The following is a 12,975-nucleotide window of genomic DNA, read 5'->3' as shown; positions in this document are numbered from 1 at the left end:
GGCGATGCGCCGGGCCTGGATCGCCTTCTCCTGCGCCCGCGTCAGATTTGACGGGTAGACCCGGCCCTCGTGGCGGCCGAACTCCAGGTAATGCAGGGTGCCCTCGCGAGGGTGGGTGAATAGCGCCCGCAGGTCGGCGTGCAGGCGCACGTAGCCGACCGCGTCGAAATCCGCCGGCAGCGGCCCCCGCTCGGCCTCCAGGGCCGCGATGCGCTGCTCAATCTCGGGTGACGCCGCTGCCGTCCCGGATTCGTCCATGATCATGGCGAAGGGATAAGGGCGGAGCGGCACCCCGGGCAAGTGCGGACCGCGTACTCACAGGTCTGCGAGCGTATTGCCACCGATGAGGCCGGGACATTTCGGAATTATCGATTGCCTATTTGTCCCGATCGTCCGTGATCGTCGTTGGCAACATCGATTTCGGCGCCACGATTGCCATCTCTCGGCGGACAGGCGTGACGCGGCAGGCTAAGGCTCGAATCCGGCGCGTTCGCGAACGTCTCCGCCACGGCGAAGACAGGGCGGGCAGAGCCCGAGCGCGGAGAAGGACCGGACCGAGCCACGCGATGCGCCACGACGTTGCGCCGACCAACAGCCTCCATCCCTTTCGCGCCCTGTTGCGCGGATCGATCCTCGTGGTCGGGGCCTGCCCGGCGGACCTGACGGCCGGCCTCGGAGACGACGCGGCCTCGGTCACGCGTCTCGACGGCGGTTCAGCGCTCGCCGACGACGCGCGTTTCGACGTGGTGCTGCTCCTCGACCCCACGCGGACACCCTGGTTCGGTGCGCCAGGTCCGGCCTCCGACCGCCTGGACGCGAGCCTCGCGAGGGCCCGCGCCCTGCTGCGACCCGGCGGCAGGCTCCTCGTCGCCATCGAGAATGCCCTCAGCCTGCGCCACCTGGCCGGCGGCGGCGAGGTCGCGGCCGCTTCGGACCTGTTCAGCCTGGAGGGACGCCTGCGGCCGGACGGCTTCCGCCTGCCGTCGCGCCTGGAGTTGCGCGACCGCCTCGCGCGCCTCGGCCTGACGCACCAGGACTGGTGGTTCCCGTTCCCGGACCCGGACCGGCCCCTCAGCCTGATCGCCGAGCGCGCCCTCGCGACACCGGGGTTCGATCCGAGCGTTCTGGCCGCATCCGGCCCGTCCTCCGATCCGGACCTGCCCGATCACGGCGCCTTTTCCCTCCAGCATGCCTGGGCCGGCATCGCGCGGGCCGGGCTGATGGGTGACTTGGCCCCCGGCTTCCTCGTCCTCGCCTCGGACGATGCGCTTCCCGAGGATGCCCGCTTGGCCCTGCATTTCGGCCTGCGCCGGCGGCAGGAATTCGAGAAGGTCGTGACCTTCGCCACCGAGGCCGCCGGCATCGCGATCACGCGCGAGCCGCTCCATCCCGGTCTCACCCCGCTCGTGGGTACGGTCGGCAACGGCTTTCCCGACGAGCCCTTCGTTCCGGGCCGCCTCTGGCAGACGGAGCTTGAGGCGCTCCTGGCCTGCGACGGCTGGACGGCTGGCGACATCGCGGACTGGGCGCAGGTCTGGTGCACGGCCGTGCAGGCCAGGTACGCGGACGGCTCCACCCTTGATGCGACCACCCGCCTGCCCGGCACGGCGATCGACGCGATCCCGCGCAACCTCCTGCTGCATGACGGGCAGCCGGTCTTCATCGATTGCGAGTGGGATCTCGGGGCGCCCCTGGAATTCGGACACCTGCTGCTCCGGGCCCTTCTGAACGCGTTCACCGACGTGGAGGTGTGCGGCCGGCCCGGCCCCGGCGTCGAGACGACTCTGCTGTTTCTGGTCCGCGCGGTCTCGCAAGCCCTCGGCGTCCTCCTCGACGACGACGCGATCACCCGCCACCTCGCCGCGGAGGACCGGTTTCAGTGGGCGGTGAGCGGCCTCGAACAGGGCCGCACCCTCAACGACTTGGCTGCGGCGCACGTCCGGATGCGCACGCTCCTGGCCGACAGGCTGGCCGAGCGGGAGCGTGCGGCCCAGCATTTCGAGGCGCAGAGCGCGGCCCTGTTCGCCGCCCAGGCGCGCCATGCCGAGGCGCTGGCCAACGAGCGCCGCCGGACCGACCGGGTCGTCGCCTACGCGGCCGATATGGACCGGAAGCGCCAGGATCTGGCGGACACCCTCGACCGGATGCAGCGGGACGAGGCGGCGCGGCTGGAATCCTGGCGCCCCCGCACGGTGTTGCGGAGACTGCTCCAGCCCTTCCAGGCCCTGGGGCGAAGGCCCGCGGAGCACCTGGAGCATTCCCCTCCGGGGGAGTAGCACCGCACGGGGGCTCGCCTATAATGCGGTGCATATCGGCACCCGCAGAGGTGCGTCCCGTCCGAGTCTCGCACCATGACCTCCCGCATCCCGAACTTCACCGAGATTTCGTTCGCGAGCGAGGCCATCGTCGCTCCGCCGCCGCCGGTGGGCGAGCCGTGGATGACGCCCGAGGGCATCCCGGTGAAGGGTCATTACGGGCCGCAGGACCGCGAGGGCTTGGAGTTCCTCGATACCTATCCGGGCATCGCGCCGTACCTGCGCGGCCCCTACCCGACGATGTACGTGACCCAGCCCTGGACCATCCGGCAATATGCCGGCTTCTCCACGGCCGAGGATTCGAACGCCTTCTACCGGCGTAATCTGGCGGCCGGCCAGAAGGGCCTCTCGGTCGCCTTCGACCTCGCCACCCACCGCGGCTACGATTCCGACCATCCGCGGGTGTCGGGCGACGTGGGCATGGCGGGTGTGGCGATCGATTCGATCTACGACATGCGCACCCTTTTCTCGGGCATCCCGCTGGACGAGATGACCGTGTCGATGACGATGAACGGCGCGGTGCTGCCGATCCTCGCCCTCTACATCGTCGCCGCCGAGGAACAGGGCGTGCCGCCGGAGAAGCTCGCGGGCACGATCCAGAACGACATCCTCAAGGAGTTCATGGTCCGCAACACCTACATCTACCCGCCCAAGGGTTCGATGCGGATCATCTCGGACATCTTCTCGTATACCTCCCGGAAGATGCCGAAGTTCAACTCCATCTCGATCTCCGGCTATCACATGCAGGAAGCCGGGGCGACGAACGACCTCGAACTCGCCTACACGCTGGCGGACGGGGTGGAATACATCAAGGCCGGGCTGGCGGCGGGCCTGACCATCGACCAGTTCGCGCCGCGGCTGTCGTTCTTCTGGGCGATCTCGACGAACTTCTTCATGGAAGTCGCCAAGATGCGGGCCGCGCGCCTGATCTGGGCCAAGCTCGTGAAGGGGTTCGATCCCAAATCCGAGAAGTCGCTGCCTTTGCGCACCCATTCCCAGACCAGTGGCTGGTCGCTGACCGCCCAGGACGTGTTCAACAACGTCACCCGCACCTGCATCGAGGCGATGGCGGCGACGCAAGGGGGCACCCAGTCTCTTCACACCAACGCTCTGGACGAGGCGCTGGCGCTGCCCACCGACTTCTCGGCCCGCATCGCCCGCAACACCCAGCTCTTTCTTCAGCAGGAGAGCGGCACCACGCGCATCGTCGATCCGTGGGGCGGCTCTTACTACGTGGAGAAACTCACCGCCGACATCGTGGCCCGCGCCTGGGAGCACATCCGCGAGGTGGACGAGCTCGGCGGCATGGCCAAGGCGATCGAGGCCGGCATCCCCAAGCTGCGGATCGAGGAGGCGGCGGCCCGCGCCCAGGCCCGGATCGATTCCGGCCGCCAGACGATCGTCGGCATCAACAAGTTCAAGCCCGACGACGAGATGAAGATCGAACTGCTGCGCGTGGACAACGGCAACGTCCGCACCCTCCAGATCGACAAGCTCAAGCGTCTGCGCTCCGAGCGCAACCAGGCCGACGTGGACGCGCGGCTGGCCGCCCTCACAAAGGCCGCGGACGGCGAGGGCAACCTGCTCGAACTCGCGGTCGAGGCGGCGCGCGCCAAGGCCACGGTCGGCGAGATTTCCGACGCCCTGGAGAAGGCCTGGGGCCGGCATCGGGCCGAGATCCGCTCGATCTCCGGCGTCTACAAGCGGGAGGTGGGTGGCATGTCGCCGGTGGTCGAGCAGGTGCGCGGTCTGGTCGAGGCGTTCGAGGAGGAGGACGGGCGGCGCCCGCGCATTCTGGTCGCCAAGATGGGCCAGGACGGGCACGACCGCGGCCAGAAGGTCATCGCCTCGGCCTTCGCCGACCTCGGCTTCGACGTGGATATCGGGCCCCTCTTCGCCACCCCCGCCGAAGCCGCACGACAGGCGGTGGAGAACGACGTGCACATCGTCGGCGTCTCGTCGCTGGCGGCCGGCCACCTCACCCTGGTTCCGGAACTGAAGGCGGCGCTGACCGAGCAGGGCCGCGAGGACGTGATGATCGTGATCGGCGGCGTGATCCCGCCGGGCGACTACGACGCCCTCTACGCCGCCGGCGCCTCGGCGATCTTCCCGCCGGGCACGGTGATCGCGGAGGCGGCGGTCAAGCTGATCGAGGAGTTGAACGGCCGCCTGGGCTACGGCACGCGGCAGGCCGCGGAGTAGCGCTGCTCGTCGGCTTCGATCCGTGGCTCAGCGGCGCCGTTCCAGGGTCGCGACGTAGAAGCCGTCCGTGCCCGTCAGCGCCGGGCTCATCTGGAGACCGTGCCGGGTCAGGCGCACGGCCTCGGCCAGTCCGGGTGCATGCTCCGCCAGGACGGCCTGCGCCGGCACGACCGAAAAGCCGCCGCCGTTGCGTTCCACGAAGCCCGAGACGGCGCCGTCGTTCTCCTCCGGCAGGAGGGAGCAGGTGACGTAGACGATCCGGCCGCCCGGTCGGACCAGCAGCCCGGCCCGGTCGAGGACGGCCTCCTGCTCGGCGATCCGCGCCGCGAGGCTGCCGGGGCGTAGGCGCCACTTGGCGTCCGGGTTGCGTCGCCAGGTGCCCGAGCCGGTGCAGGGCGCGTCGACGAGGACGCGGTCCACCTGCCCGTCGAGGTCGGTCAGCACATCCGCCCGCGCCCGGCCGCCCCGCGGGGTGCGGATTTCGGCCTGTGCCCCTGAGCGCCGAAGCCGCTCGTGGATCGGCGCAAGGCGGCGCGGGTCGCCGTCCGTGGCGATCAGGCGGGCGCGGTTCCCGGTGAGGGCCGCCAGCGCCAGGGTCTTGCCGCCGCCGCCGGCGCAGAGGTCGACCACGGTCTCGCCCTCCATGGCTCCCGCGAGCAGGCTCGCCAATTGCGAGCCCTCGTCCTGGATCTCGTACCACCCCTCCAAAAATTCCGGCTCCACGTGGAGCGCCGGCCCGCGCCCGTCCGCGCCGATGGGGATGCGCAGGCCCGCAGGCGCGTGCGGGGTCTGCTCGGCCTTCAGGTAGGCGAGGGTCGGCAGGGCCTCCTCGCGCGTGCGCTTGAGGGCGTTGATGCGGATGTCGAGCGGCGCCCGCCGGGCCAGGGCCTTCAGTTCGGGCAACAGCGCGTCGCCGAGGGTCCGGGCGAGGCTCGGCAGCACCCACTCGGGCACGTCGCCGGCGATCTCGGACGGCGCGTCTGCCAGGGTCCCGTTCGCGATCCGCTCGCGCTCCGCCTCGTTCAGGGGCTCCGGTGCGAAGCGCTCCCCCGTGAACAGCGCCGCGATCGAGGGGGCGGCCAGGCCCTGCTGCAGGCGCAGCGACCCGAGCAGGACCGCGCGGGGGGTCTCCGCGCCCATGATCCAGGCGGAGGAGGCGCGCCGCCGCAGGGCATCGTAGACGAGACTCGCGATTGCCCCCCGGTCGCCGGAGCCGGCGAAGCGGTGCGCGAGGCCCCAATCCTTGAGGGCGTCGGCGGCAGGGCGGCGGCGCTCGGCGATGTCGGCGAGCACCTCGATGGCGGCGGAGCAGCGGGCGGCTGGGGTCAGGACGGTCTCCTTTACGGTTCGTTCATACTGCCGCGAAACGGTCACGCTTACCCCGCCGCGCAGCCACGATACGGCCGAGCTTACGGCTTGATCGGAGCGCAGACCGGTATCCGGCACCGCACGTCAATCTCGAAGGCCGAGTCGAATGTCCACCACCACCCGCCTGACCCTTGCCGGCCTCGTGACGCTGGCCCTCGCCGCCTGTTCGACGGCGCCCGCCGCCCCCGACCTGACGCCGCCCCCGCGCCGGCCGTTGGATGCCAAGACCCAGCTCGAATACGGCGCCCCGCCCCCGCCGCCGCCCGGCCAGCGCTACTGATTTTCTGAGGTCGAAGCTCGACCTCAGGCACTCTCGCGGGCGTGGCGCCGCTCGTAGGCCTTGAGGCCGGTATAGACCCGTTCGAGGTGCGGGCGCGCGGCCGAAAGGTCCGCCGCCCGCCCGCGCGCGATCAGGTCGCCGATGACGTGGTCGGCCTCGACGCGGCCCTTGCCCTCGATATCGCGCAGCATCGAGGCGGTGAGCGGCGACCCCTCGGCCGTCAGCATGGTGCGGGCCTGGGCAGCCACCTTCTCCCGCGGGGCGAAGCCGTAGCCTGCGGCCACCGTGATGCATTCCTCGTGCAGGCCGGCGATGAAGTCGGCCCCGCCCGGCGCGCCGACGACGTCGCCGATGGCGGCGCGCATCAGCGTGGTGGCGCCCGCGAGCGTGGCGAGGAAAACCCACTTCTCCCACATCTCCAGGACGATCCTGTCGCTCGCCCGACCCTGGAACTTCGCGCCCTGCATCAGGGCGTCCACCTGCGCGATCCGCTCCGAGCGGCTGCCGTCCCGCTCGCCGTACGTGATGGTGCAGAATTCGCTCATGTGGCGGATCTGGCCCTCCGGCGAGAGGGTGGCCGCGATGGCGCAGGCGCCGCCGAGCACACGGCCCGGCCCGAAGCGGGCGTCCAGGGCGTCGAGATGGGCCATGCCGTTCAGCACCGGCAGGATCGCCGTCCCCTCCCCCACCGCCGGGGCGAAGTCGTCCAGGGCGCCCGCGAGGTCGTAGGCCTTGCAGGACAGGAGCACGAGGTCGAAGGCGCCCGATCCCGCGAGCCGGTCGGCGGTGACGGTCTTCGGGGCGTCGAGGTGGAGGTCGCCGAGCGGGCTCTTCAGGACGAGGCCGTTGGCGGCGAGCTTCTCTGCACGCCCCGGGCGGACGAGGAACGTGATGTCGCGCCCGGCCTCGGCCAGCCGCGCTCCGTAATAGCCGCCGGTCGCCCCGGCTCCGACCACGAGAACCCGCATCGACTGTCTCCCTCCGCAGTATGGCTTCCTTGCGTGAGTCGGGAAGACGACGCAACGGCCCGCATCAGGCTCGATCAGCCGAGCAAACGGATACGGCCCGCATGGCGACTTGATCTCAACTGTCGCACCAGTTTTTCATCGGCCGTTATGAGCGTCGCATCCCAGCGCTCCGCTGCAGCGACGTAGCGCGCATCGTAGATGGTACAGCCGATCCCGGCAGCGATATCGATGGCGGACACCGCGACATCCTAAGTCGGCCGGAACCGCAAGAGGTTGCCGGGGCTAGCCAGGGCATCATGCGCATGGTTCAGCGAGATATTTTTGCCTGGTAAGCTTTTAGAATCACCTACCCGACTTCCGCCAGGAGATGCTCAGGTGCGTTGCGCACCGCGTCTTCGCGCACGACCTCATCCGCAGCTTCGCTCAGGGGCTCCGGTAAGAACCATTTCACCGCAATGCAGGCGTCGATGACGATCGGCGACCGTCGCGATCCGCCCTGATCGTCGCGGTGCTATCCGGTAATTGCTTTCGCACGGCCCTGACTCTGATCGCACGGACAGCGTTGGCGGCCTCCATTGCGGACAAGGTGTCGGTGTCCTTGAGACCGTCCTCGAATCTACGCCGTTCGGCTTTCAGAGCAGCCCCGCCATCCTCGAGCAAGTGGTCGTGGACCGGGCGGTGGCGGCCGAGGGGCGACCAATTCTGAAGTGTCATGGCGATCCGCCCCCACTTACGTCCGGCTCGGATAGTTCGGGCTCTCGCGCGTGATGGTCACGTCGTGGACGTGGCTCTCGCGCAGGCCCGCATTGGTGATGCGGATGAACTGCGCCCGCTGCTGGAACTCCGGCACGGTGGCCGCGCCGACATAGCCCATCGCGGCGCGCAGACCGCCCGCGAGCTGGTGCAGCACCGCCGCCACCGGCCCCTTGTACGGCACCTGCCCCTCGATGCCCTCGGGCACGAGCTTGTGAGTGTCGTTGACCTCGGCCTGGAAGTAGCGGTCGGCCGAGCCGCGGGCCATCGCGCCGACCGAGCCCATGCCCCTGTAGCTCTTGTACGAGCGTCCCTGGTACAAAAAGACCTCGCCCGGCGCCTCGTCCGTGCCGGCCAGCAGCGAGCCGAGCATGGCGACGGAGGCGCCGGCCGCGATGGCCTTGGCGAGGTCGCCCGAATACTTGATCCCGCCGTCCGCGATCACGGGGATGCCGGCGTCCGAGGCCGCCTCGACGGCCTCCATCAGGGCCGTGAGCTGCGGCACGCCGACGCCGGCCACGATCCGGGTGGTGCAGATCGAGCCCGGCCCGATGCCGACCTTGATCGCGTCTGCCCCGGCGTCGATCAGCGCTTGCGCGCCCTCGCGGGTGGCGACGTTGCCGGCGATGACCTGGACGGCATTGGAGAGCTGCTTCACCCGGCGCACGCTGTCGAGCACCTTGATCGAGTGGCCGTGCGCCGTATCGACCACGATCAGGTCGCAGCCGGCATCGATCAGGCGCTCGGCCCGCTCGAAGCCGGGGTCGCCAGTGGTGGTGGCGGCCGCGACCCGGAGCCGGCCCTGCGCGTCCTTGACCGCCTTCGGGTAGGTGACCTGCTTCTCGATGTCCTTGACCGTGATCAGGCCGATGCAGCGGTAGTGGTCGTCCACCACCAGTAGCTTCTCGATCCGGAACTGGTGGAGCAGGTGCTTGGCCTCGTCCTGCGTCACGCCTTCGCGCACGGTGATGAGCCGGTCGCGGGTCATCAGCTCGGAGACGGGCTGGCCGGGATTGGTGGCGAAGCGCACGTCGCGGTTGGTGAGGATGCCCACGAGCTTGCCCCGCGAGCCGTTCGGGCCCCGCTCCACCACCGGGATTCCGGAGATGCGGTTCTTCTTCATCAGGTCGAAGGCGGCGGAAAGCGTCTCGTCCGGGTGGATGGTGATCGGATTCAGCACCATCCCCGACTCGTACTTCTTGACGAGGCGAACCTGCTCGGCCTGCTCGGCCGGCTCGAGGTTGCGGTGGATGACGCCGAGGCCGCCGTTCTGGGCCATGGCGATGGCCATGGGCGCCTCGGTCACCGTGTCCATGGCCGACGCCATGATCGGCAGGTTGAGGGCGATGGACCGGGTGAGCTTCGTGGCCACGTCCACCTCGGTGGGCATCACCGAGGATGCGGCCGGTCGCAGGAGCACGTCGTCGAAGGTCAGGCCCTCGATGATCGGGGTGGAGGAACTGCGGACCATGCGCCAACTTTCTGGAGCTGAGCCGGGCCCGGACGGGCCGCGGCGCTGAGCGGGTTGGCACGGGTCGATATCACGGGGTGGCGCACCCCGCCAGGGTGGCAGGTTCGCACCGCAACAGGATTCCTCGCAGGCACCCCTTGCGCCCGCCGCATGCGTCGACTCAGTTCACCGGCGCCCTCGGCCCCTTGTCGGTGTATTCGGGCGGCAGGCCGATATAGTCGGCGAGCATGCCGTCCACGCCCGGCGGCCGGCCGAAGGCCTCGCAATCCGGGTCGAGGGGTGCCTCGCCGAGCGTCGTGACGCGGATGCGGTTCCAGTTCGGGAGCGTGAGGGGAGCCCGGAACGGGTCCTCTCCGGTGGCCAGCAGGAAGCCGAAATCCTGGCCGAAATCGCCGGCGAGATCGTAGGGGTCGCTGGCGCGGGAATAGCGCGGCTGGCTGGTGAAGGAGTTGGCCGCTCCGCCCCAGACCATCGCCGCCCGCTGCTCGTGGCGCCTGTCGAGGGCTTCGGCCTCTACCGTGAGGCTGCCCAGCCCGATCGGCACCCGCGGGATCGGGATCCGGCCGAGCCCTTCCGCGAAGCCGATGCCGACCTGGCCGGCGATGGTGACGGCGGCAGACGTGCCGATGGTCGCGCCCGCACCCAGCAGGTCGGTGGCCTCGACGCGGGTGACCTGGGCGCGCACCGTCAGGTCGGCGTTGCGCGTGGAGACCACGTCGTAGCGCAGCGACAGTTCGTAGCAGAGCGACCGGTCGGCGTTGTTGGCGACCAGACGGCGCTCCTGCGCGGTCAGGCTCGACCCGGCTACGGATTCGGGGAAATGCGTCGGGATGATCCGCACGGTCTTCGTCCGCGCCAGGGCCGGCCGGTCGGCATAGAGGCGTGCGGTGGTAGACGCTTCCGTGCTCGCCTTGAGGCGGTCGTAGCGGGTGAGCGAGCCGGTGCTGTTGAGCAGCACCGTGCCGCAGGCCCCGACCGTCAGGCACAGGGCGGCCGCGCTCGCGAGCTGCCGTAGCGTTCGGGACGTCGTCGGCTTCGTCCGCATCGCTCGCCTTCAATCCCGTCGCCGCAGGCGGCGGCCGGCCCCGCGTTCACGGGGAGCCCGACCGTCCGTGCCCGCATGGTGCTTCGGCCTAGCTTAGGCATCGCGGCGCCGTATCGGAAGGGGTCGCGGGCGCTCCGGCAAAGTTCGGAAACATCCCTGTGGCCGATCCGCCACGACGTTCGCCGCATCGTACTCGGCCCGGATGCAACCGGGAGCATGGCGAAACACTTCTCCACGCCGATGCGCCCCGCCAAGATCGTGCCCCTCGTCGTCGCCACCGCGCTGTTCATGGAGAACACCGATTCCACGGTGATCGCCACGGCGCTGCCGACCATCGCCCGCAGCCTCGGCGAGGACCCGATCGCCTTGAAGCTCGCGCTCACCGCCTATCTCGTGAGCCTTGCGATCTTCATCCCGATCAGCGGCTGGATGGCCGACCGATACGGGGCGCGCACGGTGTTCCGGGCGGCGCTTCTGGTGTTCATGGCCGGGTCGCTGGCCTGCGCCGCGTCGGGCGGGCTCCTCGGCTTCGTCGCCGCCCGGTTCCTCCAGGGCCTCGGGGGCGCGATGATGGTGCCGGTCGGCCGCCTCGTCATCCTGCGCAGCGTGCCGAAATCGGAACTGGTCTCGGCGCTGGCCTACCTCACCATCCCGGCGCTGATCGGCCCGATCCTGGGGCCGCCCCTCGGCGGCCTGATCACCACCTGGCTCGACTGGCGCTGGATCTTCTTCATCAACATCCCGATCGGCATCGCCGGCTTCGTGCTGGCGAGCCTGTATTTCGAGGATTTGCGCGAGGCGGAGCGACCGCCGCTGGACCTTTCCGGCTTCCTGCTGCTTGGCGCGGGTCTGGCCGCCCTGATGCTCGGACTTGCCTCCACAGGGCGCCACCTGCTGCCGGACTGGTTGTCCTGGGCCTGCCTCGGGGGCGGTGCGGCGCTGCTCGCCCTGTACTTTCGGCACTCCCGCAAGCTTGCCCACCCGGTGCTGCGTCTCGACCTGATGCGCCACCCGACCTTCCGCGCCGCGGTGACGGGGGGAAGCCTGTTCCGCATCGGCACCGGGGCGATCCCGTTCCTGCTGCCGCTGATGCTCCAGGTCGGCTTCGGGCTCGATCCGCTGCACTCGGGCCTCATCACCTTCGCGGCTGCCGCCGGCGCGATGTTCGTCAAGACGGTCGGCCCAAGGATCCTGCGCACCTTCGGATTCCGGCCGGTGATGGTGGCCAACGCGGTGCTCGCCTCGGCCTTCCTGGCGGTCAACGGGCTCTACACCGCGCAGACCTCCCACTGGCTGATCGTCGGCGTGCTGTTCCTCGGCGGCTGCCTGCGCTCGGTGCAGTTCACCTGCGTCAACGCTATCGCCTATGCGGACCTCGACAGCCGCGAGATGAGCGCGGGCACCAGCCTCGCCAGCGTGGCCCAGCAACTGTCGCTCAGCCTCGGCGTCAGCCTGAGCGCCCTGGCGCTGGAGGGCGCGGCCGCCTGGCATGGGCGCACGGACATCGCGGCGCAGGATTTCGGGCCGGCCTTCCTGGCCGTCGCCCTGGTCTCGGCGACCTCCGTCCTCGCCTTCCGGCGGCTGGCGCCGGATGCCGGCGCGGAGGTCTCGGGCAAGGGGTTCGTGCCGGCCGTCCCTACGGCGGGGCCGGGGCGGAAATAGTGGTCAGAACCCGACGCTTGGGACCCAATTGCAAGCCCCGCTACCGATAGATGGCGGCCGTTCGGTTCGAGCCGCACCGCAGAAGGAACAGGGGAGGACGAGCGTGTTGAGCCTTGCTCGCTGCCCCTCCTTCGTATTGGCCCGGTTTCAGGCCATCCGCTCCACCCATTGCGCCCGGGAAGGCCCCGGCTCGAACGCATCGCTAAAATACTGGGTTTCCCGGATAACCTTCCCCTCCAGAAACTCCATGATGCTCACAGTATAGGACGGCCGCCCGTCATACGTCAGAACATATTCCGTGACCCAGATCCCGCCTGCACCGATGATCCGCCGCACTGTAAAGCGTTTCCGGTTCGGTTGAGCGGCTCGAGACGACTGGATGTTTTGCCGCCCGCGGATGCGCTCGCCTGATTGCGGATACTCAAGGACCGCTTCCTCTCGGTAGATTTCGTGCTCCTGATCGAAATCGTCCGCGTCGGAGGCGGCCCAATGGCGATCCAGAGCCTCTCGAACCTCTTGATCGTTCATATCGAGCCTCCTTGAGCATGGCCGACGATCTTGGGCCGTCATAACATGCGCTTGCCTCCGGAACAGGCTTCCGGAAGAGCTGAAGGCTGGTTCAGCGTGAGCGCTCAATTATTGAAAAGGGGCTGGGGGCGGCCTCAGTGGGTATCAAGCGTCAGGTTCCAACCACTAGAGCGTGTTATGAACTTTTAGGCGACGTGTCTGTTGGTGGTGATGAGCCTTGATCGCCTTGCCTACCCGTCGGACGTGAGCGATGAGGAATGGGCTGTCGTGTCGCCTTACCTGAGGCTGATGCGAGAGGATTCCGAGCAACGGGACCACGAGCTTCGCGAGGTTTTCAACGGCCTGCGCTACATCGTCCGGACGGGGGCGGCGTGGCGGTTCAT

At 69.4% G+C, this 12,975-nt stretch carries 11 protein-coding genes and 1 pseudogene; 5 read left to right on the top strand and 7 right to left on the bottom strand.

What is annotated here, in order from left to right; translation table 11 throughout:
- Nucleotides 1-291 (bottom strand): annotated as a pseudogene (locus COGEMETH_RS09255) (glycosyltransferase); the annotation flags it as partial.
- A gap of 275 nt (nucleotides 292-566) precedes the next feature.
- Between COGEMETH_RS09255 and COGEMETH_RS09250 the strand changes: the two are divergent.
- Complete coding sequence (locus COGEMETH_RS09250) at nucleotides 567-2,276, top strand: hypothetical protein (protein ID WP_238182302.1); 1,710 nt, start codon at nucleotides 567-569, stop codon at nucleotides 2,274-2,276.
- Between the two features lie 75 nt (nucleotides 2,277-2,351).
- Nucleotides 2,352-4,517 carry a methylmalonyl-CoA mutase gene (gene scpA, locus COGEMETH_RS09245; protein ID WP_238182301.1) on the top strand — a complete coding sequence of 722 codons (2,166 nt, stop codon included), beginning with the start codon at nucleotides 2,352-2,354 and terminating at the stop codon, nucleotides 4,515-4,517.
- Nucleotides 4,518-4,544: 27 nt separating this feature from the next.
- Here scpA and COGEMETH_RS09240 read toward each other — a convergent pair whose 3' ends face one another.
- On the bottom strand, nucleotides 4,545-5,846 hold the full coding sequence (locus COGEMETH_RS09240; protein WP_238182304.1) for an RsmB/NOP family class I SAM-dependent RNA methyltransferase: 1,302 nt from the start codon (nucleotides 5,844-5,846) through the stop codon (nucleotides 4,545-4,547).
- Nucleotides 5,847-5,991: 145 nt separating this feature from the next.
- Between COGEMETH_RS09240 and COGEMETH_RS09235 the strand changes: the two genes are divergently transcribed.
- Nucleotides 5,992-6,165: a hypothetical protein gene (locus COGEMETH_RS09235; protein WP_238182300.1), complete on the top strand. Its 174-nt coding sequence runs from the start codon at nucleotides 5,992-5,994 to the stop codon at nucleotides 6,163-6,165.
- Nucleotides 6,166-6,188: 23 nt separating this feature from the next.
- Here COGEMETH_RS09235 and panE read toward each other — a convergent pair whose 3' ends face one another.
- The 4 genes from panE to COGEMETH_RS09215 all read right to left on the bottom strand — a co-directional run bounded on the left by panE (nucleotide 6,189) and on the right by COGEMETH_RS09215 (nucleotide 10,402).
- Nucleotides 6,189-7,133, bottom strand: a complete 945-nt coding sequence (panE, locus tag COGEMETH_RS09230; protein WP_238182299.1) for a 2-dehydropantoate 2-reductase — start codon at nucleotides 7,131-7,133, stop codon at nucleotides 6,189-6,191.
- Nucleotides 7,134-7,207: 74 nt separating this feature from the next.
- Nucleotides 7,208-7,372 carry a PIN domain-containing protein gene (locus COGEMETH_RS09225; RefSeq protein ID WP_238182298.1) on the bottom strand — a complete coding sequence of 55 codons (165 nt, stop codon included), beginning with the start codon at nucleotides 7,370-7,372 and terminating at the stop codon, nucleotides 7,208-7,210.
- Between the two features lie 491 nt (nucleotides 7,373-7,863).
- Nucleotides 7,864-9,357 (bottom strand): IMP dehydrogenase, encoded by a 1,494-nt coding sequence (guaB, locus tag COGEMETH_RS09220; RefSeq protein ID WP_238182297.1) that lies wholly within the window; start codon nucleotides 9,355-9,357, stop codon nucleotides 7,864-7,866.
- A 160-nt stretch (nucleotides 9,358-9,517) separates the two neighbouring features.
- Complete coding sequence (locus COGEMETH_RS09215; RefSeq protein ID WP_238182296.1) at nucleotides 9,518-10,402, bottom strand: DUF3313 domain-containing protein; 885 nt, start codon at nucleotides 10,400-10,402, stop codon at nucleotides 9,518-9,520.
- Between the two features lie 240 nt (nucleotides 10,403-10,642).
- On the opposite strand from COGEMETH_RS09215, the gene COGEMETH_RS09210 reads away from it, so the two are divergent.
- Complete coding sequence (locus tag COGEMETH_RS09210; protein ID WP_238182303.1) at nucleotides 10,643-12,064, top strand: MDR family MFS transporter; 1,422 nt, start codon at nucleotides 10,643-10,645, stop codon at nucleotides 12,062-12,064.
- A gap of 147 nt (nucleotides 12,065-12,211) precedes the next feature.
- Here the strand turns inward: COGEMETH_RS09210 and COGEMETH_RS09205 are convergent, their stop codons facing one another.
- On the bottom strand, nucleotides 12,212-12,592 hold the full coding sequence (locus COGEMETH_RS09205) for a nuclear transport factor 2 family protein (protein WP_238182295.1): 381 nt from the start codon (nucleotides 12,590-12,592) through the stop codon (nucleotides 12,212-12,214).
- A 210-nt stretch (nucleotides 12,593-12,802) separates the two neighbouring features.
- Between COGEMETH_RS09205 and COGEMETH_RS09200 the strand changes: the two genes are divergently transcribed.
- Nucleotides 12,803-12,975: transposase (locus COGEMETH_RS09200; RefSeq protein WP_238181223.1), on the top strand; the 173-nt coding region annotated here is incomplete at its 3' end.

This window comes from Methylobacterium trifolii, assembly GCF_022179685.1.
Classification (GTDB): Bacteria; Pseudomonadota; Alphaproteobacteria; order Rhizobiales; family Beijerinckiaceae; genus Methylobacterium; species Methylobacterium trifolii.
The sequence above is the reverse complement of the archived record's forward strand: the minus strand, read 5'-3'. Positions and strand labels throughout refer to the sequence as shown.